General features: G+C 37.1%; 24 protein-coding genes and 3 riboswitches. Of the genes, 21 read left to right on the top strand and 3 right to left on the bottom strand.

Translation table 11 applies throughout. The annotated features are described in order from the left end of the window. The first annotated feature begins 70 nt into the window (after window positions 1-70). Together RGU12_RS11720 and RGU12_RS11715 are read left to right on the top strand one after the other, a co-directional pair. Window positions 71-1,207 (top strand): DUF2515 family protein, encoded by a 1,137-nt coding sequence (locus tag RGU12_RS11720; protein ID WP_309536331.1) that lies wholly within the window; start codon window positions 71-73, stop codon window positions 1,205-1,207. Between the two features lie 555 nt (window positions 1,208-1,762). After that, window positions 1,763-2,149 (top strand): hypothetical protein, encoded by a 387-nt coding sequence (locus RGU12_RS11715; protein ID WP_309536330.1) that lies wholly within the window; start codon window positions 1,763-1,765, stop codon window positions 2,147-2,149. Between the two features lie 28 nt (window positions 2,150-2,177). Here the strand turns inward: RGU12_RS11715 and RGU12_RS11710 are convergent, their stop codons facing one another. Then, on the bottom strand, window positions 2,178-2,693 hold the full coding sequence (locus RGU12_RS11710) for a hypothetical protein (protein ID WP_309536329.1): 516 nt from the start codon (window positions 2,691-2,693) through the stop codon (window positions 2,178-2,180). Window positions 2,694-2,913: 220 nt separating this feature from the next. On the opposite strand from RGU12_RS11710, the gene RGU12_RS11705 reads away from it, so the two are divergent. Further along, window positions 2,914-3,114, top strand: coding sequence for a hypothetical protein (locus RGU12_RS11705; protein ID WP_309536328.1), 201 nt, complete (start codon window positions 2,914-2,916; stop codon window positions 3,112-3,114). A gap of 4 nt (window positions 3,115-3,118) precedes the next feature. Next, complete coding sequence (locus RGU12_RS11700) at window positions 3,119-3,406, top strand: hypothetical protein (RefSeq protein ID WP_309536327.1); 288 nt, start codon at window positions 3,119-3,121, stop codon at window positions 3,404-3,406. A gap of 54 nt (window positions 3,407-3,460) precedes the next feature. Here the strand turns inward: RGU12_RS11700 and RGU12_RS11695 are convergent, their stop codons facing one another. Further along, the gene (locus tag RGU12_RS11695) at window positions 3,461-3,709 is read right to left on the bottom strand and encodes a hypothetical protein (RefSeq protein ID WP_309536326.1); all 249 of its coding nucleotides are present in this window, start codon (window positions 3,707-3,709) and stop codon (window positions 3,461-3,463) included. 294 nt (window positions 3,710-4,003) lie between these two features. Here RGU12_RS11695 and RGU12_RS11690 point away from each other — a divergent pair, with 294 nt between their 5' ends. Beyond that, complete coding sequence (locus RGU12_RS11690; RefSeq protein ID WP_309536325.1) at window positions 4,004-4,678, top strand: metal-dependent hydrolase; 675 nt, start codon at window positions 4,004-4,006, stop codon at window positions 4,676-4,678. Between the two features lie 108 nt (window positions 4,679-4,786). On the opposite strand, the gene RGU12_RS11685 is transcribed toward RGU12_RS11690, so the two are convergent. Then, the gene (locus RGU12_RS11685; protein ID WP_309536324.1) at window positions 4,787-5,542 is read right to left on the bottom strand and encodes a SurA N-terminal domain-containing protein; all 756 of its coding nucleotides are present in this window, start codon (window positions 5,540-5,542) and stop codon (window positions 4,787-4,789) included. Between the two features lie 325 nt (window positions 5,543-5,867). Beyond that, a riboswitch (purine riboswitch) is annotated at window positions 5,868-5,969 on the top strand. Between the two features lie 124 nt (window positions 5,970-6,093). Between RGU12_RS11685 and RGU12_RS11680 the strand changes: the two genes are divergently transcribed. The 16 genes from RGU12_RS11680 (at window position 6,094) to RGU12_RS11605 (ending at window position 25,506) form a co-directional block, all read left to right on the top strand. Beyond that, window positions 6,094-7,242 (top strand): BMP family lipoprotein, encoded by a 1,149-nt coding sequence (locus tag RGU12_RS11680; protein ID WP_309536323.1) that lies wholly within the window; start codon window positions 6,094-6,096, stop codon window positions 7,240-7,242. 111 nt (window positions 7,243-7,353) lie between these two features. Further along, window positions 7,354-8,886, top strand: coding sequence for an ABC transporter ATP-binding protein (locus RGU12_RS11675; RefSeq protein WP_309536322.1), 1,533 nt, complete (start codon window positions 7,354-7,356; stop codon window positions 8,884-8,886). After that, window positions 8,879-10,030: an ABC transporter permease gene (locus RGU12_RS11670; RefSeq protein ID WP_309536321.1), complete on the top strand. Its 1,152-nt coding sequence runs from the start codon at window positions 8,879-8,881 to the stop codon at window positions 10,028-10,030. The genes RGU12_RS11675 and RGU12_RS11670 overlap by 8 nt, the downstream gene beginning before the upstream one ends. Beyond that, window positions 10,030-10,989 carry an ABC transporter permease gene (locus RGU12_RS11665; RefSeq protein WP_116354351.1) on the top strand — a complete coding sequence of 320 codons (960 nt, stop codon included), beginning with the start codon at window positions 10,030-10,032 and terminating at the stop codon, window positions 10,987-10,989. Before RGU12_RS11670 ends, RGU12_RS11665 begins: the two co-directional genes overlap by 1 nt. 249 nt (window positions 10,990-11,238) lie before the next feature. Then, window positions 11,239-11,838 carry a 50S ribosomal protein L25 gene (locus RGU12_RS11660; RefSeq protein WP_309536320.1) on the top strand — a complete coding sequence of 200 codons (600 nt, stop codon included), beginning with the start codon at window positions 11,239-11,241 and terminating at the stop codon, window positions 11,836-11,838. A gap of 393 nt (window positions 11,839-12,231) precedes the next feature. After that, a complete protein-coding gene (locus RGU12_RS11655; RefSeq protein ID WP_309536319.1) occupies window positions 12,232-12,876 on the top strand; it encodes a TetR/AcrR family transcriptional regulator in 645 nt (214 codons plus the stop codon). Window positions 12,877-12,890: 14 nt separating this feature from the next. Then, window positions 12,891-13,022 carry an anti-repressor SinI family protein gene (locus RGU12_RS11650; RefSeq protein WP_309536318.1) on the top strand — a complete coding sequence of 44 codons (132 nt, stop codon included), beginning with the start codon at window positions 12,891-12,893 and terminating at the stop codon, window positions 13,020-13,022. Between the two features lie 276 nt (window positions 13,023-13,298). Then, window positions 13,299-13,667 carry a hypothetical protein gene (locus tag RGU12_RS11645; protein ID WP_309536317.1) on the top strand — a complete coding sequence of 123 codons (369 nt, stop codon included), beginning with the start codon at window positions 13,299-13,301 and terminating at the stop codon, window positions 13,665-13,667. 706 nt (window positions 13,668-14,373) lie between these two features. Next, the gene (locus RGU12_RS11640) at window positions 14,374-15,384 is read left to right on the top strand and encodes an ABC transporter substrate-binding protein (protein WP_309536316.1); all 1,011 of its coding nucleotides are present in this window, start codon (window positions 14,374-14,376) and stop codon (window positions 15,382-15,384) included. Window positions 15,385-15,488: 104 nt separating this feature from the next. Next, entirely contained in the window at window positions 15,489-16,349 is an 861-nt protein-coding gene (locus RGU12_RS11635) for an ABC transporter permease (protein WP_116354345.1), read from the top strand. After that, a complete protein-coding gene (locus RGU12_RS11630) occupies window positions 16,349-17,521 on the top strand; it encodes a quaternary amine ABC transporter ATP-binding protein (RefSeq protein ID WP_309536315.1) in 1,173 nt (390 codons plus the stop codon). The genes RGU12_RS11635 and RGU12_RS11630 overlap by 1 nt, the downstream gene beginning before the upstream one ends. 194 nt (window positions 17,522-17,715) lie before the next feature. After that, the gene (locus RGU12_RS11625; RefSeq protein ID WP_309536314.1) at window positions 17,716-18,678 is read left to right on the top strand and encodes an AAA family ATPase; all 963 of its coding nucleotides are present in this window, start codon (window positions 17,716-17,718) and stop codon (window positions 18,676-18,678) included. Beyond that, window positions 18,678-19,901: a DUF58 domain-containing protein gene (locus RGU12_RS11620; protein ID WP_309536313.1), complete on the top strand. Its 1,224-nt coding sequence runs from the start codon at window positions 18,678-18,680 to the stop codon at window positions 19,899-19,901. The genes RGU12_RS11625 and RGU12_RS11620 overlap by 1 nt, the downstream gene beginning before the upstream one ends. Beyond that, window positions 19,898-22,075 carry a transglutaminaseTgpA domain-containing protein gene (locus RGU12_RS11615; protein WP_309536312.1) on the top strand — a complete coding sequence of 726 codons (2,178 nt, stop codon included), beginning with the start codon at window positions 19,898-19,900 and terminating at the stop codon, window positions 22,073-22,075. The genes RGU12_RS11620 and RGU12_RS11615 overlap by 4 nt, the downstream gene beginning before the upstream one ends. A 30-nt stretch (window positions 22,076-22,105) precedes the next feature. Next, window positions 22,106-22,207: riboswitch (purine riboswitch) on the top strand. 117 nt (window positions 22,208-22,324) lie between these two features. Next, window positions 22,325-23,845, top strand: coding sequence for a glutamine-hydrolyzing GMP synthase (guaA, locus tag RGU12_RS11610; RefSeq protein ID WP_309536527.1), 1,521 nt, complete (start codon window positions 22,325-22,327; stop codon window positions 23,843-23,845). 87 nt (window positions 23,846-23,932) lie between these two features. Further along, window positions 23,933-24,035, top strand: a riboswitch (purine riboswitch). A 148-nt stretch (window positions 24,036-24,183) separates the two neighbouring features. Next, the gene (locus RGU12_RS11605) at window positions 24,184-25,506 is read left to right on the top strand and encodes an NCS2 family permease (RefSeq protein WP_309536311.1); all 1,323 of its coding nucleotides are present in this window, start codon (window positions 24,184-24,186) and stop codon (window positions 25,504-25,506) included. Window positions 25,507-25,779 lie beyond the last annotated feature (273 nt).

The raw sequence follows: 25,779 nt of genomic DNA, 5'->3' as shown, positions 1-25,779 counted from the left end.
CGTGAGCAATATGAATATGCATTCCTTTGATGGGATGACCGATACATTCAATGAACTTTGATAAAGGATGATGCCGTTGTTGCTGAACTCATTCTTAGATGTAAAAAAAGAATTAAAAAAAAAGACGAAAAAGAAATCTTCCGGCCTTCTGCCCAGTTTATCAGAAAATGATAAACAATATATTCACCTTATAAAAGAACAGACGAAACAACTTAACCAAAACAATGTAACACGGACGCAGGCATATTTTCAGTTTTACCTTCAGCACCCTGAAATACATTGGGCCCTACTCGGACATATGGTATCGCGAAACGTCGGATGGAACATGACTGATTTAAAAGGGCAATTGCTGACAAAACTTTTACCTGAAAGAGATCAGAAAGCTTTTTTTTCCTTTTTGGAACGTGGCAGTTGGTTGATTTTTCAAGATGCGTTTCCTCAATTTTTAGTTTATGACCTTAGTGCGAGGGTTAACAAAGAAATGTTCCATCTTTTACCTTTTTTTCACATTTCGACCTTCATGGAAACGATGTGGCGATATTTTTGGCAAAGTGGGGATACCTCTACATTGGCGATTGCGATGGTGATAAATGAACAAAGCTATTTGGAAAAAAGATTGATTCAAAATAATCATTTCAAAAAAACCGTAACAGGTACGGTCAGCTTTAAAATGTATGATTTTTTGCGACTCAATAACATTCTTTTTCCATACAGTGCAGGGGAAAAAAGGGAGAAAACGTCACTTGTCGGCGCCACCTCACGGTATTTCACTTCGCTCCACGAAAGAATTTTATTCGGAAAAAAATTGTATTCCCTTCTTTTTCAGCGTGAAAAGATTCTAGCGGGGGTCTTGAAATGGGTGCATGAACACCCTCACACGGGCTCGCGGAAAGATTATTGGCCTAATTTGTTTAATGATGTAAATGAAACTTTTCCCCGATCCCTTTATAAGCCCCGGGTCAAGAAATGCGTGTTGAGAAAAGGTGCCGAGCGGCTGTACAGCCCGCCTTTAAAATACGCCTGGCCGAATACCCCTCATGAAGATGAGAAGAGCGAAGATTGGTTTGAGGATTTGCATGTTCTGGATTATATTCATAAAGAAGTCAGTTTCAATGGAGAGATTTTAAATAATTATTGCAAAACCCTTGAAACAATTGAACTCGCGGTTATGGCGAAGGAAGCCCTTCTGTTACGAGAAGAAGAATAATTATTAAAGAGCGAGTGATTCTGACACTGTTCAAATGATGGAGTGTAATGTGGAATGATTAATGTATAAATTGCCATAAAAAATTTACCTAATATCGATTATAAGTATTGTTGCCACTCTGGTTTGTCCTTGTAATTAGGATTACAGGTTTGAAATAAGTTTTTGAAATACCATAATATTTGGAAATCTAGATATTCGTACTTTTAACACACATCGTTAAAGATATTACACACTCTCACTTTACGAGCAGTATGATGTAATAGAAACTCTAAACTCCTGAAGTATCAAGAGTAGAGCGACTTTCATCAAACCGTAGTTTATTGGTCATAAGGCTTCAGTAAAATCACTCTTAATTAAGAAGGCCATTCATCAATTCACTGAGTTGATGAATGGCTCTTTTTCCAATTATAAAAGATAATTGGAACTTATCCCTTGGATTTATATACTAACTGCAAATGTATTCGCATAAAGTTTGTATAAATATAATAACATTGCTTAAGGCAAGTTATAGATGTCATTATCGTCAAATCCATTTAGGTATAGGGGGGGGGATTTATGTTTAAATACTTTTCTTTTATAAAAAAACAAAAAGAAAAACAAATAAACCCTCTGTTATTAACAAAATTAGATCGAATTATTGAGTTATTAGAACAGAAAGAACAGAAAGAAAAGGGAAGTGAAGCAAAATCAATTCAGATCGATCATGTTCAAATTGACCATTTGGAAAACCTTACCTTTCAGTTAGATAATCTTGATATTGACGAGTTAAGCGGAAAGTTGATGATTGGAAACAATATTATGAGTAAGGGGGATTTGTCAGAATCTCTAAATCTAAAAGTGAATAGTAATTTGATGAAAAAAGAATCCTTATCAGAAACATCCGCTCCCAAAGAAGAAATTGTGAAAACATCTAAAGGTTATCGCTTCCGAAACGATCTTTAGAAGAAAGATTTGCAAACTTCAATAATCGTCACATAGGTTCGTCATGTTCAATGTTTGTAATTTTAATGTCTCTGTCATCGATAATTCCATCCACTCCATCCTGGTCATCTACGTAATTTACATTATGTCTTATCTGATTTTCATGCCCATATAGATTACCTATCGAATAATTATATTTGTTGTTAGCATCTATTCCATTTACATATCCCTTCCCAATGCTCAAGGAGTTATTATTCGTCATTGCATTAACGTTTACACTTTTTAGGGTAAGATTTGTTATGTGATTATCATTTGGCTGTTCTACGTGCAAATTTATGTCACGGTCATCAATGGGGGTATCTACAAAATCAGGGTCATTTAAAATTAACGTATTGTGAAGGAGCAGATTAGACTGACCACTAATATTTCCAATTACCCGATTCTCTTTTCCATGGGCACTCCAGCCGATGGCTGAGTTCCGTTCTCCAATAAATATACCTGACTGCCTTTGCATCGTTTGCACATGTATATCTCCGGTAAAGTTAAAATGTTTGGAGTTTATCATCTAAGGTTCACCACGTTTAAGCAATTTTCTAATTCGTTTATTGTACTGTATGTTTAAGGAATTACAATGTTGATATGGTTCGAAGAAAAAGTGAGTGACATTCCACTAGAAATTTGAATATCTTACATAAGAAAAGTGGGCAATAGCCCCTATAACGATTCCAATGGCTACATTGCAATAAATATCAAATAACAATTAAGTAAAAGGAGAAACGGATAAAATGCTCAAATTACAGATGGGGGACATTACAATAACAAGTCTCGGTGATTCTTCAGGTTTTTTTATAGGTGAAGAGAATACACATAAAAAATTTCGTTCAAATAAAGTGATTACTGAAATCGTTGGAGACTTATCCGGAAAGGAAAATACAGTGATAAACAATGAATGGGTTAAGGATAATGTAGAATGGGAGGAGGAATAAAGTAATGGAATCAGCTATTTTATCTCCAACCTTCAAGATTGGAACGATTAAAATTGGGGTAATTGAAAGTGCTTCGTGCTTCAGCATCGGTAACAATTTTATTGAAGACTTTCAAAATAGTAAACAGCATAACCAGGGACTTGGAAATATTCATGGCGATAAAAATAACCTGGCTCATATGAAAGCATCGCTATCAAAATACGAGCAAAGTCCGGCACCAAAAAAACAACAGGAACATGAGGGAAACCAAACCCCTCATAACCATACAAAAAAACAACAAACCCTTGGTTAATAAAAGGGTTTGTTGTTTTTTAGATTCGATCAATAAATCTATATGTTAAACAGCTTAGACATTTCCTCCAAAATTAGGTTTAATATCCTGATCAAAGATTACTCCGTCCATTCCTTCAAAGCTATCTGCAATACTATTAAGATTTCCAATGTTGGCATTGCCAATACCATACATACCAGCAAGGTTTAGATTTTGTTTTCTGTTGGCATCCATACCATTAACAACTAATTCACCAACTTGCACGACTGAGCTTGGCTGGGGAGAATTGACATTGAATATTCCTAAATTGATGACTGAAGGCACATTTTTTTCCTCCCATTCTGTTCTACTTATAAGCCATCTTATGTAAGGATAAAGACTTTGTGACGGCCCTAGTATCAGAGATCACGTAATAAGAATCCATATCATGAAAAGCTCTGGTGTAAGTGGCGTCAATTGTCTTGTCTTCTATATATCTCCGGATTTTAGCTTGATTTTCCGAATGAGGTGCCAACAAACTTAATAACCATAAAAGTAGGGAAGGTTTTTTTGTGTTATAATTTGATTTTTGGATAACTTCTGATAGAAAAATAGACAAAACAACAAAGAGGTGGCAGCATGAAAGGTCGAACTCATTTAACAATAGGGTTGGGTATAGGAGCGGTGGCGTCTGTTAGCCAATCACTTGAAACAATACCTGTCATTTTAGTTGCATCAGGATTGGCTTCGCTTGCTCCTGATTTAGACGGAAATAATCTATTAAACAAACGAGTAACAAAGACAGCTAAACTAATTAAAAAAGTCGGGGCATTTGTCGGTGTGGCATTAATGGTCCTGGCATTGGTTACATACTTGTTAGAAGTAAATGACTTGTCTTTTCTAGATGAAAAATGGTTTACAGAGCAAAATAAACTTCTACTCTTTGGATGGGGAGCAGTCATTATAGGTCTTTCGCTGAAGAGTCAGGAAACGTTAAAAAACATTCTAATGAGCCTCTTAAGTTTATTTCTTCTATACTATGCATTTACAAATGAGTTGTGGTGGTTGGTTATGTTTGCCTTATACTTAGGGGGCGCAGGTTGGTTTCCACACCGAGGACTAACGCATACGATTTGGGCACTGGCCTATTGGTGGTATATGTCCTATCTGTTACAAGTTAGCACTGGGGTGGACAGTTTGGCTCTTATTTCCACGATAGCTTATCTTTCACATATTGTAGGGGATATGCTAACGAAAAAAGGGGTTAAATTTCTATATCCACTTACCAATAAAGTATTCAGAATGCGTTTTTAATGCAAAAAGAAGATGAATCTTACATTTTGTAGAGAGTCATCTTCTTTTTTATTGCCAAGGGGCATTTGTCAGTAACCCCTTGAGCTGTTTGTTTTTGTGTGTAACGCCTTAAATCTTAATATCAATCTTTGCGTTTTTCTTTAACTCTTCAACCTGTTGAGCGAGTTTTTCTTGCTGTTTTTGTTGTTGAAGAGATTGTTCGATTTGTGGTTTTACGTCTTCGAGTTTTGGAACTTCTTGTCCAGTACTCTTTCCTTGTTCTGCAAATTGATCATACATTTTTTGAATTTCTTCATCGGTTATTTCACCAGCTGGCACTTCTTTTTCCACGTACTGTTTAAGTTTAATACCGTCAGCTATTTGAGTTTCAAATGTTTTCATATCCATGCCGGACTTTTTAAGAGCGGCTTCGAATTCTTCTTCTGTTTTAAACTGTTTTTTTATTTCTTCTAGCTGCTTATTAATTTCTTCCTCTGTAACTTTATAGTTTTTTTTATCAGCTTCCTGAAGAAGAAGAGTTTGTCCGATTAAGCTGTCAATTGTTTGGTTTTTAGCTTGTTCTGCAGCTTCCTTAGAAGTTGGATCTTGTCCCATTTGCTGCATGAATCCTTGAACAGATGCTAATGCGCTATTATAGTCACTTCCTAAGATTTTTTGATCATTCACGATGGCAACTGTTTTCTTTTCATCTATTTGCTGTGCTTCTAATTTCTTTTGCATTTCTTCTATTTGCTTTTGTTGTTCCTCCTGCTGAACGGTTTCCGCTGTTTTTGCATTCGTTTCTTTACTTTCATCATTTCCTCCGCACGCTGCTAAAACAACGGCCATTAGACCGGTTACTAATGTAAACATCATTTTTTTCATAATCGATCTCCTTCCTTAAGCTAGAAGTATAATTTTTTCCGAAAAAATTACCTAGTGTGCATTATAAAGTTAATCTCATGAAAAATAAACAGTACGCGGTCTTTTTTTATATTTATTACAGGATTGAAACATTTCATTCTGATAGCAACACGGCATTCGCTCCTTTGACGAACACTAGTGTTACACAAGAATTTCGCCTTTATTTTCCAAGTTATTATCGTTGTTATTCGATGAAAACCCTCTCAATTCCGAACGTTAATTATTAATTTGGGGAAAATATCCGCTTTTTGTTGACAGGTATAATTATCGATGTTACTATGAGTGAGTAAAAATTAAATATTATTCTCGTATAATATTGGGGATATGGCCCGAAAGTTTCTACCAAGCTACCATAAATAGCTTGACTACGAGGTTGCGTATATATAAATGGAAATAAGCGAATGCTTTATTTCTGTTATTTACCTTCCTACAAGTCAAGCACCGGTATATCTCGGTGCTTTTTAATTTTTACAGAAATCATACAACATGACTTACAGAGGAGGATCATTTCGATGAAAAATACAAAGAAAATCGTAATGATATTATTTATTGCTTTAATGACTGCGGTTATGGCAGCATGCGGAAGTGACTCAGCTAATGAAAATGGGGCTAAGTCTGAAAATAGTGAAGAAGGATTGAAAATTGCCATTGTAACAAGCCCTTCAGGCGTGGATGATGGTAGTTTTAATGAAGATAACTATAACGGAATTTTAAGTTTTATTGATAAACATCCAACAGCAACGGTAAAAGCTGTTAAAGAAGAAACTGGTGACCCAGCTGCGGCTGTACAAGCTGTTGCTGATATTGTGGCAGATTATGATGTGATTGTAACACCTGGGTTTCAATTTGCTGGTGTTTCAAGTATTGCTGTTGAAAACCCTGATAAAATTTTTATTTTAAATGACTCTGAGCCGACACCTGTAGGTGACCAAACAGACTTCGATAATATCTATGCAATGAACTTCGCTGAACAAGAAAGTGGCTTTTTTGCAGGAATGGCTGCAGCACTTGAAACAAAAACAAATAAAGTAGCGGTTGTAAATGGTATAGCATATCCGTCAAATGTAAATTATCAATTTGGCTTTGAATCAGGTGTAAATTATGTGAATAAGGTTTATGGAAAAAATGTTGAAATGGTTGAACTTTCAGGCTATGCAGGAACGGATGTAACAGGTGCCGATGTGGGTGGTAACTATGCAGGATCTTTTGCAGATGAAGCAACTGGTAAAGTGATCGGAAATGCGTTAATTAAACAAGGTGTAGATATCATCTTTGTTGCTGCAGGTGGTACAGGTAATGGTGTATTCACAGCAGTTAAGGAAGCTGCAGGCGATGTAAAAGTAATTGGTGTGGATGTTGACCAATTTGATGATGGTGTAAATGGTTCTGAAAACATCGTATTAACATCTGCTGTAAAATTCATGGCTATGAATATTGAAAAAACATTAAATACTGTTGAAGATGGAACTTTTAAAGGTGGAAATGCCGTTCTTTATGCAGATACAGAATCGACTGGTTTTATTAAAGAAGAAGGCCGTCACCAATTATCAGAGGATACACTAAGCAAAATGAATGAAGCTTACGAATTGGTAAAAGAAGGTACAATCGTACCTGCATCTAATTTCAATGATCATACTCCAGAAGAGTTTCCAGGGCTATAAGATTAAAAAAAGCACAATAACGAAGTGAATCATGAGAAGTTTATCATTTCCTCATCATAGGCAATGATGAACTTCTTTTATTTCCTATTGTTGTGATAAAGGAGAAGAACGATGTCTGATTATATTGTAGAAATGAAACATATAACCAAACGATTTCCTGGAATAGTAGCGAATGATGATGTATCCATTGGTATTAAAAAAGGAGAAATTTTTGCTTTACTTGGAGAAAATGGTGCAGGTAAATCAACATTGATGAGTATTTTAGGTGGTATGTACGAGCCTGATGAGGGAGAAATCTTTATTCGTGGAGAAAAAGTGCAAATTAGCTCACCTAACCATGCGGCAAAGCTTAACATCGGTATGGTCCATCAGCATTTTAAGTTGGTCTCTGATTATACGATTACCGAGAATATTATCCTTGGGGTTGAGCCAATTAAAAAATTTGCAGGGCTCTTTCCATACGTAGATATTCGAAATGCCAATCGTAAAATTGAAGAACTGTCTAAAAACTTTGGTTTAGAAGTGGATCCGACGAAAAAGATTGCCGATCTTACTGTCTCCATGCAGCAACGGGTTGAAATTCTAAAGGTCCTTTATCGTGAAGCGGAAATCCTTATTTTTGATGAACCAACTGCAGTCTTAACGCCACAAGAAATTGAATTCCTACTCGGTATTATCGAAGGTCTTCGAAATGCTGGAAAAACGATTATCTTAATCACTCATAAATTAGATGAAATTAAAAAAGTGGCCGATCGATGTGCGGTATTGAACAAAGGAAAGTTAATTGATGTGTTGGATGTAAAGACAACATCGGTTAATCTTATGGCTCAATTAATGGTCGGTAGAGAGGTAAGCTTTGAATCTGACAAAGCACCTGCTCAGTTTAAAGAAGAAGTATTAAAGGTCGAGCATCTAACCATTAAAAATGGAGATGGATTTGAAGTCGTGAAAGATGTTTCCTTTACCATACACGGTGGCGAAATCTTTGCTATTGCCGGTGTCGCAGATAATGGACAGGTTGAAATCGCGGACGCCATTGCTGGATTAACAAAGGTTAGCAACGGGAAAATATTCCTCGAAGGTAAGGACATTACAAACGAAACGATAAGAAATAGAACAGAAGCTGGAATCTCTTATATACCTGAAGATAGACAAAGCTTTGGACTCGTGTTGGACTTTGAATTATCAACCAATCTAGCATTAAAGCAGTACTATAGGGAGCCTTTTGCTAGTAAAGGAATCTTGAAAACAGAGGAATTTGAGCAATTTGGTAGTCAGTTGATTGATAAATTTGATATTCGAAGTGGTCAAGGTAATAAGACGCAAGTTCGTTCGATGAGTGGTGGTAATCAGCAAAAAGCAATTATTGCTCGTGAAATCGAATTACAATCGCCACTCATGATTTTCGTTCAGCCAACTCGAGGAGTAGATATTGGAGCGATTGAGAACATCCATAAAATGATCATTCAACAACGCGATCAAGGAAAAGCGATCTTACTTGTTTCATTAGAGTTAGATGAAATTATGAATGTAGCGGATACCATAGGAGTTATATATAATGGCCAACTTCAAAAGATTGCTAGTAGTGAATCATTAACGACTAATGAAGTCGGCGAATATATGATGGGGGCAAAGCATGAGTAAAGATAAAAAGAAAAACAACTTAAGTTATCGTCTTTTACGACCTATAAGTAATGAGAAATGGCAACCTATCTCAATTCCTTTAGTCTCCATACTAATAAGCTTCATTGCTGCGGCGATTGTTATCCTGTTAATTGGTAAAAATCCATTACAGGCATTTTACAACCTACTTCAAGGGGCAGGAATCATGCCAAAGCCTTCCTATGCAGGCTATAAGAGCATGTTAACTGATTTTTTAAGTTTGCTAAACGCGATGACGCCACTTGTGTTTGCCAGCTTAGCGGTTGCAGTTGCTTTTAGAGCGGGGCTATTTAATATTGGGGTTTCCGGTCAAATGCTTGTCTCTGGTTTTCTAGCGACAATTATCGTTGGTTACAGTGGTTTAGATGCAATCATTGCAAAGCCGCTTGTGTTAGTAATCGGGATTGTTGCTGGAGGATTAATGGGAGGATTAGTAGGGTGGCTAAAATATAGGTTTAATATAAATGAAGTTGTAACTACGATTATGTTAAATTATATTGCTCAGTATGTCATAAGCTTTTTTATTCAAATGTATTATGTCGATCCTATTTCAAGACAATCCAAATATATTTCAGATGAAGCAAGACTGACATTAGTTAATGTTGATATAGCTAACTTAAAAATGGATATTCCACTAGGCTTTCTGTTAGCCATTATTATCGCTATTTTTATAAAGTTTTTCTTGGATAAGACAGTGGTCGGTTTTGAAATTAAAGCAGTAGGGTCTAACCGAAATGCTGCAAAATATGCAGGCATTAATGTTGGAAGAAATACAGTCTTAGCTATGATGATTTCGGGAGGTTTGGCTGGTCTAGCAGGTGTCACGTATTATTTAGGTTATTTTGCTTCCATCCAGCCAAAAGTATTATCAAGTATCGGTTTTGATTCCATTGCTGTATCACTATTAGGAAACTCTCATCCAATTGGTATTATCTTTTCTTCATTTTTAGTATCTATCATTGATCAGGGAAGCACGTATATGAGCTCACAGGCGGGTATCAGACAAGAAATTTCTTCTGTTATCATCGGGTTAATCCTATTGTTTAGTGCATGTGGTGCATACATGAAATATAAAGTAAGCCGTTTGAAGGAAAAAGAAGTGGAACGAAAGGAGATTGAATCATAATGGATACAATAATTATTGATGGATTATCCTTTGCTCTACCTCTTTTTATCATAGCAATAGGCGGTATATATAGTGAAAAGAGTGGTATCACTAATCTAGCACTTGAAGGTTTTCAAGGGTTCGGGGCATTCATCGGGGCGCTATCAGCTGTTTTAATCGCAAATGCTTCTGGTACAGATATTCAAAATCTATTTTACGTGGCGTTGCTATTTTCAATGATAGGCGGAATGGCATTTTCTATTATTCACGCGGTCCTAAGTATTAAGTTTAAGGCTGACCAAGTCATTAGTGGTGTTGTGATTAATATTTTAGCGTTAGCTTTAACGACTTTCTTAACAACCCAAATAAATGCACTCGTATTTGGTTCTGCTTCGGACAAGTTTCGATTAGGTGTATCAGAACGTTTTACGATCGAAGGATTGGCTAATATACCAGTGCTTGGTGCGGTCTTTACGAATGTGTATCCGTTCGAAGTAATTATCATCGTGATTGCCATTTTTGCTTGGTATCTTTTATATAAAACAAAATTTGGTATGCGTCTAAGAGCGAGCGGAGAAAATCCTCATTCGGTCGATGCAGCAGGTGTAGATGTAGCAAAAGTTCGGTTTTCTGCGGTTCTCATATCTGGGCTATTGTCTGGCCTAGGGGGCATGTGTTTTGCCTATTCCATTTCAGCTAACTTTTCCTCAAATATTTATATGGGATATGGATTCTTAGCCATTGCTGCATTAATCTTTGGGAACTGGCGGATTTTGCCTACTTTAGCTGCTTGTCTTTTATTTGGTTTTGCAAAATCTGGGGGATCGTTTATTGCGCAGTCAATGGCATTACCAAGTAGTTTCACGGATTTATTCATGATTTTACCGTATGTATTAACGTTATTGTTGCTAATCTTTTTCTCTAAATCCAATCGTGCTCCTAGAGCATTAGGTGAAATTTATGACAAAGGAAAAAGGTAGATAATTTTATAAAGTTATATTGGCTTCTCATAAGTTAATCAACTTGTGAGAGGTCTTTTTTCTTTTAATAGTTGAATGTAAACTTATAGATAAATGATCAACGAACTCGTTTCTTAACTCAGCAAGCCAATTATGTGAAATAAAATGAGAGATTCGATATACTAGAGATATAACTAATTCTAATGTTTTTTAGAATATAGTTTCTATAAAAACTAATGTCTCAGAAAAAATCAGAAGGGTGGAAATAAAATGAATACGCTAGTTGCAGAAAAAAGAAATAGTACTAAAAAGTCTAGTTTGAAAAAATTGAGAAGTGATGGGAAAATCCCTGCTGTTGTTTATGGAAGTGATATTCAAACAGAATCCATTGCGGTTAACAACGTGGATTTAAGAAGGGTAATAAAGGGTGCAGGAAGAAATGGCATTTTCTCACTAAATGTTGATGGAAAATCGAAGAATGTTATTTTAAGAGATTACCAACATAACCCCGTAACGAAGGACGTTCTTCATGTCGATTTTCTTCATGTTGATAAGGATACTGAAATCGATACAAAAGTGAATGTCATTTTAAAAGGAACTTCAAATGGAGAGAAATCTGGAGGAGTTGCGAAACAATTTCTTTACGAATTGGATATCACAGCAAAAGCGAATGATCTCCCTGACTATATTGAAATTGACATCACTGAATTTGAAATTGGCCATTCCGTTCGAGTAGCAGATATTAAAAAGGAATATAGTAACTGTACGATCAAACATGAAGATGATGAAACGATCGTGACAATTGATTATATAAAAGCACAAACAAATGATGAGGATGAATTGAGTGAAGTTGAAGCTTCGGGTGTCTAATCCTAGGAATCTAACCTGGTAAGTTGATAATAGGACGATAAGACAGACCCAAAACTACAACCCAAAACACTTGTTGCGACCAAGTGTTTTGCCGTTTATAAGTGTAAACAAAGCTAATAATGATATCAATACTTTTGTAGAAAAAAATTACTTTTTTTATGAGTCTATAGGAGAAGCCTTTCCTTTTCTTCTATAGACTTTTTTGTGAAATGTTTTGCAGCAAAACTAGATAGCGCAATATGGAAATCTACCAAAGCGGATAAAGAGGTCTAACATACAGGGCTGCTTCCTAAATACAAGGAGGCAGTTTTTTCGTGTAATTTGTCAGTTTTTGTAGGTTAAAAATGGTAATAGACCACTTGACCGGGTGATACTTTGTAAGAGATAATACTCATGAGTAATATAATTTTAATTAAGACAAAAGGCGGCATTATAATGGGACAACGTGGGAGACAGAAGGGGTCAGTTGGGATCAAAAGCAAAGAGGCAATCCTTATGGTTGCAGCAGAAGAATTCGCAGAACACGGATTTCATGAAACGAAGGTCAGTACGATTGTCAAAAAGGCTGGACTCACACAGCCCAGTTTTTATCTATATTTCTCGAGTAAAGAAGCTATCTTTCAAGAGCTCGTCCATACATTTCGCAACAAATTAATTATGTTAACCCAGAGTAGCAGACTTGAATCTAATTTGGATAAAAACATACTTTCTTCCAAAATAGCTCGAGGTCTAAATGGAATCTTTGAATTCTTTGACGACCATCGAAATTTGACAAAGATAGGATTTTTTATCGCAAGCGAATCGGAGGAAATTAAGCGAGTAATTGTAAATCATATCACTGAGAATCTTCTAGCAGAACAACAGGATAACTACTTTCGACAAGATTTAGATATGCAAACCGTTGCAGAGTGCTTAATGGGGACTATTGAAAGACTTACCATCACGAAATTATTCACAGATGTAAAAAATCCACAACAACTTGCAAATGAAATAGTGGATATCTATTTGTATGGCTTACAAAATCACGAAACCAACTAACATTGTATTGGGGGATGAGTAAGATTAAAACGGCAAATAAGGGCGATCTAGTGGAACTTGACGAGGAATGGGTAGAATTAATCATCGAAGCTAAAAACATGGGGATGAAACTAGAAGATGTGTTGGATTTTTTTAAAAAAGGATAGAGATGGAACCCAAGAAATAGTCAACGATCGACCTAAGCCGTAATGTATAGCAGATAGGACGTCCAGCTTATCACTTACAGCCGGTACATACACTAAAAGATTACACCCTCTCATCTTAAACAAGCCTCCGCTACCTTCTTCGATGAAGAAGAAGGTAGCGGAGGTTTTTCCGTTGTTAAATCCTCTTTATTAGTTGATGTGTTACAATGAGGGTAGGTAATCAAATCTCTTGGGCTTGAAAATGATAAGGAAAATGAGGGCGAGGGATTAGCAAACATGCAAACTATATTTACATATTTTGTTACCCTTATTGCAATAGGGATTTCAGTGTTTATTACACTTTTTTTTAAGCTTGAACTAGAGCGAATGTTTCGTGAAAAAACGAGTGTGATTGCTTTTCATATATGTAATGTACTTATTGTATTAATGGTGTCATATGCGTTTTACGCAGTATTTACGATTTATATATTTGAGAGGGATTTAAACCTATTGCTTCAAATGTTAATTAACTTGGTTATCATCCTACCCATATATATCATTGGAAATATCTTGTTTGAAAAAAATAAATTTAAGTTTCGTAAATACAGACCGGCTGAGGACGGAAAAGTGCTTGTGATTAATGAAAAATATTTAAAAAAGAAATAGCGGCGTTGTCCAAAGTTAGACTACTTTCAAATTCCCAGAAGGTAGTCTTTTTATGTTATAAAATTCGTGGGGAAAATAATTCATTTTTCAGATGCTCCTTATCTGGTTTTTGCTATTGTTCGGAAAGGATTTACCTTCCATTATAGGTCCGGAAGCAATCATTCCTGAACCAAATACGGTACCAAGGTACTATTTTAATACTACATATAGCGTATTTTAGTAAATAACAGAAAATTACATCATAACTTGAGGATATGAGAGGATATGGGAGGATCTTTGAAGGATAAAACATATTTCACATCTGAGGTGTTGATATCATGAAATATACTAGTTTATCCCCAGATATGCTAAATTATCAGATTTGTTCTCATTTTATTATTCCTCTATACTTTTAATGTAACCCTAATGTTCACCACTGTTATACAGTCAAATATCGATCCCCTCCAAGCTCAATAGTTCAAAAGAAGTATCCTCGAATTCGAGAAAAATGTAGCCATTCTATTCTCCTACATTTTTCATATGACTGATTAAGTTAGTGTCACCTTTCTATTAAAAATTAATCAAATCGTGCACTCATGTTAAATGTTAGGTAGAAATTCGCATAATTAAAAAATGAATGATTATTCATTCTGGTGTGGTGTTTTTTCTATTAAACTCTGTAAGCCAATCGGTTTGCTGATTAAACAAAAAAGGAGAGAAATAAAGAATGAAACGAAAATTATTTACACTACTAGCCGTTTTGCTACTCGCATTAGTTGGGTGTAGTAGTGGAGGGTCATCAGGCAATGGAGAACCAGAAAAATTAGATAAAATTGTGCTTGCTGATGCTGGATGGGATAGTATTCGTGTCCATAACAGTATTGCACAAAGAATCCTTGAGGAAGGGTATGGCTATCAAACAGATGTTACAACGGGATCAACTGCTGCAACATTAGAAGGCTTACGTCAAGGTGACATCAATGTGTATATGGAAGTTTGGACTGACAATGTCAAGGAGCTTTATCAAGAAATGACAGATGCTGGGGATATTGAAACAGTCTCTACTAACTTTGATGACAATAGCCAAGGGCTCTATGTTCCGACTTATGTGATTGAAGGGGATGAAGAAAGAGGAATTGAGCCGTTAGCACCAGATTTAAAAACGGTTGAGGACTTAAAGAAATACCCTGAAGTCTTCCCTGATCCCGAGGATTCAAGTAAAGGACTAATCGTTGGTGCGCCTACTGGATGGGCTGTTGGGGAAACAATGTCAGTTAAGGTAGAGACATATGGCTTAGGAGATACATTTAACTATATTAGTCCTGGTTCAGATTCAAGTGCAGTTGCAACTTTAGTAAATGCATATGAGAAGGGCAAAGGTTGGGTCGGATATTACTGGTCCCCAACATGGGTAACGGCAAAATATGATCTTACTCTTTTAGAAGAACCAGAATATAACGAAGAACAATGGAATAAAGATTTTGGTACTGCATTCCCACCAAATGATGTAGTCGTAGCTGTCCACAAGGACATGCCTAAACAAGCACCAGAGGTTGTGGAGTTTCTAAAAAACTATAAAACGAGTAACGATTTAACAGAAGAAGCTCTTAAATACATGAATGAAAATGATGCATCTGCCGAAGAGGCTGCACAGTGGTGGATGAAGCAGCATGAAGATGTTTGGACTTCTTGGGTTTCAGAAGATGTTGCTGAAAAAGTAAAAAAATCATTAGAGTAATTTTGTTGTTGTAGTAGTTGGTGTTCACCAGCTACTACAAATTTATTAATATAAGAGATTTTGTGAAAAAAGTGAGGTGAATGGTTACATTATGTAACCTGCTTATGGGTAGTTTTCCAGAAATACGATGGGAATTTATTGGTGAGTATGTAGAAAAATTTATTAAATGGATTGATACAACGTTCGAAGGGTTTTTTGATTTCATACATCTAATTTCCTCTCAAACTATCAATGGAATAAGTGGATTTCTTAATTTCATTCCATGGTGGCTCTTCTTAATTATTATTTTCCTTTTAGGATGGCGTTTTAAATCTGTTCTTTCTGGCGTGTTATATGCCTTTTTTATATTTTTAATTGGAACGTTTGGATTATGGGATGTATTGATGATAACGATTGCGATTGTCTTAACATCGGTTCTCATATCCCTCATTATTGGGATTCCACTGGGTGTGTGGATGGCATTTAGTAAAGGATTTTCCATTGTCATGAGGCCGATTTTGGATGCGATGCAGACCATGCCTAGTTTCGTTTATTTAATTCCTGCGATTTTCTTCTTCAGTCTAGGAAATGTTTCAGCAGTATTTGCAACGTTAATTTATGCGTTGCCACCTGTTATCCGATTGACGGAGTTAGCGCTTCGCAATGTGGATAAAGATGTGATTGAATCTGCCCAATCATTCGGTTCATCAAGATGGCAGATGCTCACGAAGGTTCAATTGCCACAAGCACTTCCAACGATTATGGCAGGGGTAAACCAAACAACCATGATGGCACTGGCGATGGTCGTTATTGCATCAATGGTTGGTGCGAAGGGACTTGGTGAACAGGTTCTGATCGCAATTAACCGTATTGATATGGCACTTGGATTTGAAGCGGGTATCAGTATCGTGTTTCTAGCCATCATTATTGACCGTGTGACATCAGGAGTAGCAAGCTCATTCCAGAAACACAGGGGGTCGGAGTAATGGAAACGAAAATTAAAATAGAGAAAGTCTCTAAAATATTTGGTCCAAAACCAAAGTCAGTCATTCCAATGGTTGAAAAAGGAATGAGTAAAAAAGAAATCTTAGAAAAAACCAATCATACCGTTGGTGTGTACAATGCTTCAATGGAAATCAAGAAAGGTGAAATCTTTGTCATCATGGGACTATCCGGAAGTGGTAAGTCGACATTGATTCGCTGTTTTAACCTTTTAAATAAGCCAACGTCCGGGTCTATCTATGTAGATGGGGAGGATGTTGTGCGTTATAACTCTTCCCAGCTGAAGAAGTTCAGACAGGATAAAATTGCCATGGTGTTTCAGCACTTCGGGTTATTCAGTCACCGAACGGTTTTAGCGAATGTGGAATATGGTTTAGAGATTAAAAATGTCTCAAAGGGAGAACGCAGAGAAATTGCGTTAAAAAATATAGAAAGTGTCGGGCTAAAAGGATACGAGGATAAATATCCAGGAGAGCTATCAGGTGGGATGCAGCAGCGCGTTGGACTTGCACGCGCACTTACAAATGACCCTGATATTCTCCTAATGGATGAACCTTTTAGTGCACTAGACCCACTCATTCGTCGAGAAATGCAGCTTGAGTTGTTAGAACTGCAGGACAAACTTCAAAAAACGATTATTTTTATTACACACGATATTAACGAAGCTTTTAAACTAGGAGACCGTGTTGCGGTGATGAAGGACGGGGTAGTCGAGCAAATCGGTACACCGGAGGAAATTATCGAGACTCCTGCGAATGATTATATATCCGAGTTTATAAAAGATATCGACCGCTCTAAGGTTTTGCAGGCAGAGCATGTTATGATTCAATCGAATGCGTTGGTTTCGCTAAAGGACAGTTTACAAGTAGCGGTAAAAGAAATGCAGAAGAACGGAATCTCAAGTGTATTCGTCGTGAACAAGCATAGACGCTTAGAGGGAATTGTGACCATTGACGATTGCATTGATGGGATCAAGGAAAAAAAGACACTGCCCGATGTGATTCGAGACGATATTTTCACAGTTTCGAAGGATGAATATATCCAAGACATCATTCCAAAGGCGTTGGAAACAAAGTTTCCGTTAGCTGTTGTCGATGAAGACCAACGCCTAGTAGGAATCATCCTGCGGGTCCATGTACTTTCAAGTCTTGTTTAATAGAATAGCAAACTCTGGCTCAGATTGTTTTGATAATCTGGGTCTTTTTCTGATTAGCCGAAGGAACAATCAGAACTTATCGAACGATGCTTATTGAATTTAGGAATCGTCTATATTCACTTTTATAATTAGTGTGTGAATAGTATAATAGTTACATATATTGTAAGAGATTCGAGTTTTTAGGGGGACGGAAAATGGCGCAGCTTGACACGTTACATCCAGTTTTAGGAAGAGTTATCGAAAATATCGAAAAAGTTATGATCGGAAAAAGAGATGTGGCCACGCTAAGCTTGGTTGCATTATTAGCGGAAGGACATGTTTTGCTAGAAGACGTGCCAGGTGTAGGGAAGACGATGATGGTGCGTTCCCTCGCGAAATCAGTGAGTGCGGAATTTAAACGAATTCAGTTTACGCCCGACCTATTACCATCGGATGTAACTGGAACGTCTATTTATAATCCAAAAGAACTCCAGTTTGAATTCAGACCAGGACCAATTATAGGTCATATTGTATTAGCAGACGAAATCAACCGAACATCTCCGAAGACTCAATCAGCTTTACTAGAAGGTATGGAAGAAAGTAGCATCACAGTTGATGGAGTTACAAGACCTTTACCAAAGCCATTCTTTGTTATGGCCACACAAAACCCGATTGAATATGAAGGAACTTATCCACTTCCAGAAGCGCAGCTTGACCGTTTTCTTTTAAAAATGAAAATGGGATATCCGTCCGTTAAAGAAGAAATCGAGGTTTTAAATAGAGCGGAAAAGTCTAAGCCCATTGAGCAGCTTGAAGCAGTTATTACGCTTGAAGAGTTAATAGACCTACAAAAGGAAGTAAGAGAGGTCTATGTTGACCAAACCATTAAAGAATATATCGTAGATTTAGTAAGCCGAACGAGAGAGCATAGTTCGATTTATCTAGGAGCTAGTCCACGTGGCTCAATCGCATTAATGAAGGCAGCTCAGGCGTATGCCTTGATTCACGGCAGGGATTTTGTGATCCCAGACGATATCCAATACCTTGCACCATATGTTCTACCACATCGACTCATTTTAAAATCAGAAGCAAGATTTGAAGGAATGACAACCGAGAAGGTAGTAACGAAGATTATTGAAAGAACACCGATTCCTGTGCAAAGGTCGTTGAATCGTTGATGAGGAAACTATTTCGGAAGCTAAAAGAAACGGGTAAGCTCGTTAATATCTTCCTTCTCATTGTTGCAACTTTTGTATATGCGATGTTTCAAGGTGGGTTTGTAAGCTGGTTTCTATTTTATAGCTTCATCCCGTTCGGGTTATATTCTTTTGCTCTCTCTATCTATTCTCTTAAGGATTTTAAACTAGTTCGTCAAATCAACCAAACAGAATATGTAGCGGGGGAAAAATTTGAAGCAACCATTGTGATTAATCGAAAGATCCCTTTTCCATTAATGTACCTAATTATTGAGGAGCTTCTTCCGCCGCAATTAAAAAAATTTGAGCAATCCAAGCAGTCAAAGTCAAAGGTCATTCTTTTTCCTTGGTTTAAGAGGGAATTGACCTTTAAATACGAATTCGATTCAATCCTAAGGGGAGAACATGTACTAGAGGGAATCCGTATTAAGACGGGAGATTTGTTTGGACTGATAGAAAAAGAAACCATTGCACCGGTTCGTGACCAGTTTCTAGTATATCCACAGTACGTAGATTTGGTATACCGCCAGCTTGAGAGCCGATTTGAACAAGGGATGACCTCTTCGAATGTAAGATTACAGCGGGATACAGCCATTGCGGTTGGTGTAAGAGAGTATGCACCCGGGGACCGTTTTTCATGGATTGATTGGAAGGCATCAGCAAGGCGAAATAATATTATGACGAAGGAATTCGAGCAGCAGCAAAGTCATGACGTTGTTTTATTCATGGATCGAACAAATTCCAATCATTTTGAACAGATTGTTACCTTTACAGCCTCCCTTACAAAGGCCATTTTGAGAAAAGGTGCCCAAGTTTCATTTATCTCAATTGGGGAGGACCAAGCTGTTTTTCCTTTAAAAGATGGCGAATCCCAGCAACAAGTGATCTATTACCACTTAGCAAAGGTAAAAGACGATAGTCCAATTCCTTTCTCGCAAATTGTGGAGTCGGAGATAAAAAAAATCTATCAGCCTGTAACCTTCATTCTTGTCACAAGTGAACTAAGCGAGGATATGATTCATTTAGTTGGTAGATTTTCGATGCGAAATGCAGATCTGCAGATCTTCGTAATAAAAGAAAAAGGAACACAACTAACACACGATGAAGTTCGCGTCCTTGGAGCCATTCGAAAGCATAATTTATTTGCGAAAGTCGTATATGAAGGGCATTTTGCAGATACATTCCATGAGGTGAGAAAATCATGAAGCCTAAAATTCCAGCACAACGTGATATTCGTAACCTATTATTAAATGTACTTGGCTTTCTTTTATTGTGGGAATGGCTGCGACCTCTTAAAACCGTGACAGATACACAGGAGACATCAGGGTTTGTCATTTTTATCGGGGCGTGCTTTCTGCTGTTATTTTTACGAGTGCCATTTTTACTTGGTGCCCTCATTAAGATTTTTCTAATCGTGTATATGATTCATTCGCTCTATTTTAAGCAAGACTTTTTAGATATCGAATGGATAGGTGAACTTGTTGCCGATCTTATAAAAAATATCGGGCTCATGTTCCAAGCAAATTGGTGGGGAATGACACCGATTTTTCGGACGCTTCTCTTTAGTATTTTGCTTTGGTTAATGAGTTATTTACTTCATTATTGGTTTACTCATCAAAAAAGAATTCTTTTGTTTTTCGTATTGACTATCATTTATATCACGGTGATTGATACTTTCAGCCCATATAATGCCCAAATGGCGATTGTTCGGACCGTGTTAATCGGATTCTTCATGCTCGGGATTTTGCAATTTGAGCGTTTAAAGGATAAGGAGCTTTCTAAGCATATAAGCATTGGTAAAAAATGGGCAGTTCCTTTAGCTGTTTTTATTCTGTTTTCAACCTTTATAGGCTATGTCTCACCAAAGGCATCGCCTCAATGGCCAGACCCGGTTCCATTTTTAAAAGGGTATGGGCAGGAGAATGCGAATGGTTCGATTAACGGGGTAAAGAAAATAGGCTATGGTACGAATGACCAAAATCTAGGTGGACCCTTTATCGCCGATGATACGGTTGTCTTTACAGCAAAGGCCGAAAAGCGACATTATTGGCGAGTTGAAACCAAGGATACCTACACCGGAAAGGGCTGGAAATTATCAGGGCAACCGGAAAAAGACATTTTTTATGATGAGAATACAGCATTAAAATGGTATGAGGCAAAAACAGAAGTAGAGGAATTCGAATCTGAAATTCAAATGGATCTAAAATATTCGCATATTGTATATCCATTAGGATTAACATCTATAGAGGCTGATCCTGACATCCATTTTAGTGCCAACACATTATCTGAAAAAATCTCGACTTACAGAGGCAATGATGTAGTTAAATTGGACCGCTATTCGCTTCGTTATGAGTATCCGAAATTCTATATTAACCACCTAAAAGAGGTTAAGGAACCAGGTAGGATTGAACAGATTGACCTTTTTAGAGAAAGGTACATGCAATTACCTGATAACCTCCCGGAACGTGTGAAAGAACTGGCAGTAGAAATCACAAGTTCACATACAAACCGGTACGATAAAGTAAAGGCTGTCGAAAATTACTTTCAATTAAATGGATTTGCATATGATACTCAAGAGGTCGCCGTCCCAGGCCCTGAAGAAGATTATGTCGACCAATTCTTGTTTGATACAAGAATGGGATATTGTGATAATTTTTCAACTTCAATGGTCGTTTTATTGCGAGCGGTTGATATTCCTGCCCGGTGGGTAAAAGGCTATACAGAGGGTGAGCGAGTCGAGGTAAACACATATGAAATTACCAACAATAACGCGCACTCTTGGGTTGAAGTTTATTTTCCGGAGTTCGGTTGGGTGCCATTTGAACCAACAAATGGATTTAGTAACGCTAATCTATTTTCCTATGATTTAACGGCTACTGGAAACGAGAATAGTCAGACACCACAAACAACACCAGTGGAAATCCCTAAGGAAAAAGAGGCGGAAGAAACGGTGGCAAAACCTGTTTCTGAAGACACGGACAACAGCATCTTTGAAAAACTCAGCGATGCCTTCTCGTGGAAATATGTGCTGATTTTCTTATTGAGCCTTTTCTTGATCATATATGCCTTATTTAAAACACGAAAAAAGTGGATTCCTTACCTATATATTTGGATGTACAAAAACGCTAAAGATGAAGAGGTGTATTTTAAAGCCTATCATGCATTGCTAAAGCAATTAGAGCGTGTCGGCTTCCCGAGAAAAGACGGGCAAACTTTGAGGGAATATTCGATCCAAGTCGATCGTTTTTACAAAGGGCATGAAATGGAACAATTAACACGAAGCTACGAACGAGCTTTATATCGTAAAGACAATGCCTATAAGGAATGGTCAATGTCCGTCGAATTATGGGAAAATTTAATTAAAAAGATATCATCTTGACCAATAGATACCTGGTTGATAAAATTATCACAAATTCAATAGAAGTACCTTCGTATATCCTCGATAATATGGTTCGAAAGTTTCTACCAGACCACCGTAAATGGTTTGACTATGAAGGCAGCTATTCTATTTGTGTACGTGAACTAGAATTCTGCCTTTTATTAAGGTAGGATTCTATTTTTTTTGAATAATATCAGATGGATATATTACAAAATATAACGAGGTGATTTTGTGAATAACGTTCAAGAAATGGTCGTTGTTTTAGATTTCGGAAGCCAATACAATCAATTAATCACAAGAAGAATCCGTGAGTTTGGTGTTTATAGTGAACTACACCCACATACTTTAACAGTCGAAGAAATTAAGGCAATGCAGCCTAAAGGAATCATTTTATCTGGTGGTCCGAATAGTGTCTATGATGAAAACTCATTTAGATGTGATGAGAAAATTTTCGATTTAGGCGTGCCTGTATTAGGTATTTGCTACGGAATGCAATTGATGACACAACACTTTGGTGGCAGAGTAGAAAAAGCTCATAATCGTGAATACGGAAAAGCAACCATTAATGTTCAAAATGAATCTGCTCTTTTTTCAAATATCCCTAGTGAACAAGTGGTATGGATGAGTCATGGTGATTTAGTTGTCAAAACACCAGAAGGTTTTACTATCGATGCAGTAAGCCCATCTTGTCCAATTTCAGCTATGAGTGATGCAGAGCGTAATTTATACGGGGTTCAGTTCCATCCAGAGGTACGTCATTCTGTCTATGGAAATGATCTTTTGAAAAACTTTGTGTTCGGAGTTTGTGGTTGTACAGAAAGCTGGTCGATGGAAAACTTCATAGAAATCGAAATGGAAAAAATCCGTCAAACCGTTGGTGATAAAAAAGTTCTTTGCGCACTTAGCGGGGGCGTAGATTCTTCTGTTGTTGCTGTATTGATTCATAAAGCAATCGGCGATCAATTAACATGTATGTTCGTTGATCACGGTCTTCTTCGTAAGGGAGAAGCTGAAAGTGTGATGAAGACCTTTAGTGAAGGTTTCCATATGAATGTCATTAAAATCGATGCGAAGGACCGCTTCTTATCTAAGCTAAAGGGCGTAAGTGATCCAGAGCAAAAACGTAAAATCATTGGTAATGAGTTTATCTATGTGTTTGATGATGAAGCTGCTAAGCTAGAGGGAATTGATTATCTTGCACAAGGAACTCTTTATACAGATATTATTGAAAGTGGAACAGCAACTGCGCAGACCATCAAATCACATCACAATGTTGGTGGACTACCAGAAGATATGCAGTTTCAATTAATCGAACCACTTAATACTTTATTTAAGGACGAGGTTCGCGCATTAGGTACGGAGTTAGGCATTCCTGATGAAATCGTATGGCGTCAACCATTCCCAGGACCTGGGCTGGGAATTCGAGTGTTAGGTGAAATAACAGAGGATAAACTGGAGATTGTTCGTGAATCAGATTACATCCTACGAGAAGAAATTAGAAAAGCCGGTCTTGAACGCGAAATTTGGCAGTACTTTACCGTCCTTCCAGATATCCGTAGTGTTGGAGTAATGGGAGATGCAAGAACATATGATCACACAATTGGTATCCGTGCTGTTACCTCAATTGATGGAATGACATCAGACTGGGCTCGCATCCCTTGGGACGTTCTAGAAGTCATTTCAACAAGAATAGTGAATGAAGTTAGTCACGTAAATAGAGTTGTGTATGATATTACAAGTAAACCGCCAGCAACAATTGAGTGGGAATAATTTACGAACGATAAAAATTAAAAATGAAATAATGTTCGTTTATTCTGTTGACTCTCTAGGTACATTGTCATATAATAAAATCGAAATAAAGATTTTGTTGAAATACGTCGTATAATCTTGGGGATATGGCCCAAAAGTTTCTACCAGGCTACCGTAAATTAGCTTGACTACGAGGTATAACAGATAATGAAGAGAGTCTATAAACTATGATTCTTCTTTTCTATCGTTATCCTTAACGTCAAGCGCTTCAGAGCATTCTCTGGAGCGCTTTTGTGCACTTGTTTTATAAATTACTCAGTTCTTTTACGACGATACGGATCAAAGGGAGAGGGAATCATATGAAAAAGTATTTTCAATTCGATGAGCTTGGAACCACTTATAGACGAGAAATTATTGGTGGAATCACAACATTCTTATCGATGGCTTATATTTTATTTGTTAACCCATCGATTTTATCATTAAGCGATGTAGCAGATTTTCCTGAAGCATTAAGAATGGATGCAAATGCAGTGTTCGTTGCTACAGCTCTTGCGGCAGCTCTTGGTACATTAATCATGGGTGTCGTTGCGAAATACCCTGTAGCCTTAGCTCCAGGAATGGGACTTAATGCATTCTTCGCTTATTCAGTTGTGCTAGGAATGGGTATTGCGTGGCAAACCGCGTTATCAGGCGTTTTAGTGTCAGGTATCGTATTAGTTCTTCTAACATTAACTCGTATTCGTGAAAAAATTATCGATGCCATCCCACAAAACTTAAAGTTAGCAGTTGGCGCAGGGATTGGATTGTTTATTACATTTATTGGTCTTAAAAATGCAAACATTGTAATTGCTGATCCGGCTACTTTGGTAGCATTAGGCGATTTATCAAAAGGAGACACATTATTAGCTGTCTTTGGTGTTGTAATTACAGTCATTTTAATGGTTCGGAAAGTTAATGGTGCAGTATTTATCGGTATGGTAATAACAGCAATCGTTGGGATGCTTTTCAATTTAATTGATGCCCCTGACAAGGTTGTAAGCTCAGTACCAAGTTTAGCACCAACATTCGGAGCAGCATTTACTCACTTCGGTGAAATCTTCAATATAGATATGTTGGTTGTTATCCTTACATTTATGTTCGTAGACTTCTTTGATACAGCGGGAACATTAGTTGGGGTAGCAAACCAAGCGGGAATTATGAAAAACAATAAACTTCCACGTGCGGGAAGAGCGTTAGTTTCAGATTCAACTGGTACAGTAATCGGAGCCATCTTAGGAACATCTTCAACTACATCTTACGTTGAATCAACAGCAGGTGTTGCTGCAGGTGCGAGATCAGGATTTGCTTCAGTTGTAACAGCAGTATTATTCTTATTAGCTTTATTCTTTTCTCCGCTTTTAGGGGTTGTAACACCAGCCGTTACTTCACCAGCATTAATCATCGTTGGTGTTCTAATGGTTGCCAGCTTAGGTGATATTGAATGGAAGAAATTCGAGATTGCGGTTCCGGCGTTCTTAACAATCGTGACAATGCCATTAACATCTAGTATTGCAACAGGTATTGCGATTGGCTTCATCTTTTATCCAATTACAATGTTGGTAAAAGGAAAAGCAAAAGAAATTCACCCTATCATGTACGCTTTGTTCTTCATCTTTATTTTATATTTCATTTTCTTAGTCTAAAAAAACGTGGACACTAGATGAAAAATCTGGTGTCTTTTTTTATTTTGATTGAACTTTGTATGGAACGTCTAACGATATTTGTCGGGTTGTAGGATAGTAGGGAGGAATTGGTCGAAAATCCCAGAATAATTTAGGTTGACGGTGAATTATAAACTTGGTATATTAATTAAGTCGCTGCAACGGCGCCTTGAAAAATGATTCACCATTTTAAAGGTGTTGACATAGACTTTTAAAGATGTTATATTATAAAAGTCGCTGATGAACAGCGGGTTA

It is taken from the genome of Ferdinandcohnia sp. QZ13, from assembly GCF_031324165.1.
Taxonomy (GTDB): Bacteria; Bacillota; Bacilli; order Bacillales; family Bacillaceae_L; genus Ferdinandcohnia.
The sequence above is the reverse complement of the archived record's forward strand: the minus strand, read 5'-3'. Positions and strand labels throughout refer to the sequence as shown.

What these genes read in the sequence shown, in the direction of transcription:
- RGU12_RS11645 (WP_309536317.1), top strand. Translation starts at nt 13,299, where the DNA reads ATGCAAACTATATTTACATATTTTGTTACCCTTATTGCAATAGGGATT.
- RGU12_RS11680 (WP_309536323.1), top strand. Translation starts at nt 6,094, where the DNA reads ATGAAAAATACAAAGAAAATCGTAATGATATTATTTATTGCTTTAATG.
- RGU12_RS11700 (WP_309536327.1), top strand. Translation starts at nt 3,119, where the DNA reads ATGGAATCAGCTATTTTATCTCCAACCTTCAAGATTGGAACGATTAAA.
- RGU12_RS11685 (WP_309536324.1), bottom strand. Translation starts at nt 5,542, where the DNA reads ATGAAAAAAATGATGTTTACATTAGTAACCGGTCTAATGGCCGTTGTT.
- RGU12_RS11630 (WP_309536315.1), top strand. Translation starts at nt 16,349, where the DNA reads ATGGAAACGAAAATTAAAATAGAGAAAGTCTCTAAAATATTTGGTCCA.
- RGU12_RS11625 (WP_309536314.1), top strand. Translation starts at nt 17,716, where the DNA reads ATGGCGCAGCTTGACACGTTACATCCAGTTTTAGGAAGAGTTATCGAA.
- RGU12_RS11720 (WP_309536331.1), top strand. Translation starts at nt 71, where the DNA reads ATGCCGTTGTTGCTGAACTCATTCTTAGATGTAAAAAAAGAATTAAAA.
- RGU12_RS11705 (WP_309536328.1), top strand. Translation starts at nt 2,914, where the DNA reads ATGCTCAAATTACAGATGGGGGACATTACAATAACAAGTCTCGGTGAT.
- RGU12_RS11635 (WP_116354345.1), top strand. Translation starts at nt 15,489, where the DNA reads ATGGGTAGTTTTCCAGAAATACGATGGGAATTTATTGGTGAGTATGTA.
- RGU12_RS11690 (WP_309536325.1), top strand. Translation starts at nt 4,004, where the DNA reads ATGAAAGGTCGAACTCATTTAACAATAGGGTTGGGTATAGGAGCGGTG.
- RGU12_RS11660 (WP_309536320.1), top strand. Translation starts at nt 11,239, where the DNA reads ATGAATACGCTAGTTGCAGAAAAAAGAAATAGTACTAAAAAGTCTAGT.
- RGU12_RS11715 (WP_309536330.1), top strand. Translation starts at nt 1,763, where the DNA reads ATGTTTAAATACTTTTCTTTTATAAAAAAACAAAAAGAAAAACAAATA.
- RGU12_RS11710 (WP_309536329.1), bottom strand. Translation starts at nt 2,693, where the DNA reads ATGATAAACTCCAAACATTTTAACTTTACCGGAGATATACATGTGCAA.
- guaA (WP_309536527.1), top strand. Translation starts at nt 22,325, where the DNA reads ATGGTCGTTGTTTTAGATTTCGGAAGCCAATACAATCAATTAATCACA.
- RGU12_RS11640 (WP_309536316.1), top strand. Translation starts at nt 14,374, where the DNA reads ATGAAACGAAAATTATTTACACTACTAGCCGTTTTGCTACTCGCATTA.
- RGU12_RS11670 (WP_309536321.1), top strand. Translation starts at nt 8,879, where the DNA reads ATGAGTAAAGATAAAAAGAAAAACAACTTAAGTTATCGTCTTTTACGA.
- RGU12_RS11675 (WP_309536322.1), top strand. Translation starts at nt 7,354, where the DNA reads ATGTCTGATTATATTGTAGAAATGAAACATATAACCAAACGATTTCCT.
- RGU12_RS11665 (WP_116354351.1), top strand. Translation starts at nt 10,030, where the DNA reads ATGGATACAATAATTATTGATGGATTATCCTTTGCTCTACCTCTTTTT.
- RGU12_RS11650 (WP_309536318.1), top strand. Translation starts at nt 12,891, where the DNA reads ATGAGTAAGATTAAAACGGCAAATAAGGGCGATCTAGTGGAACTTGAC.
- RGU12_RS11615 (WP_309536312.1), top strand. Translation starts at nt 19,898, where the DNA reads ATGAAGCCTAAAATTCCAGCACAACGTGATATTCGTAACCTATTATTA.
- RGU12_RS11605 (WP_309536311.1), top strand. Translation starts at nt 24,184, where the DNA reads ATGAAAAAGTATTTTCAATTCGATGAGCTTGGAACCACTTATAGACGA.
- RGU12_RS11620 (WP_309536313.1), top strand. Translation starts at nt 18,678, where the DNA reads ATGAGGAAACTATTTCGGAAGCTAAAAGAAACGGGTAAGCTCGTTAAT.
- RGU12_RS11655 (WP_309536319.1), top strand. Translation starts at nt 12,232, where the DNA reads ATGAGTAATATAATTTTAATTAAGACAAAAGGCGGCATTATAATGGGA.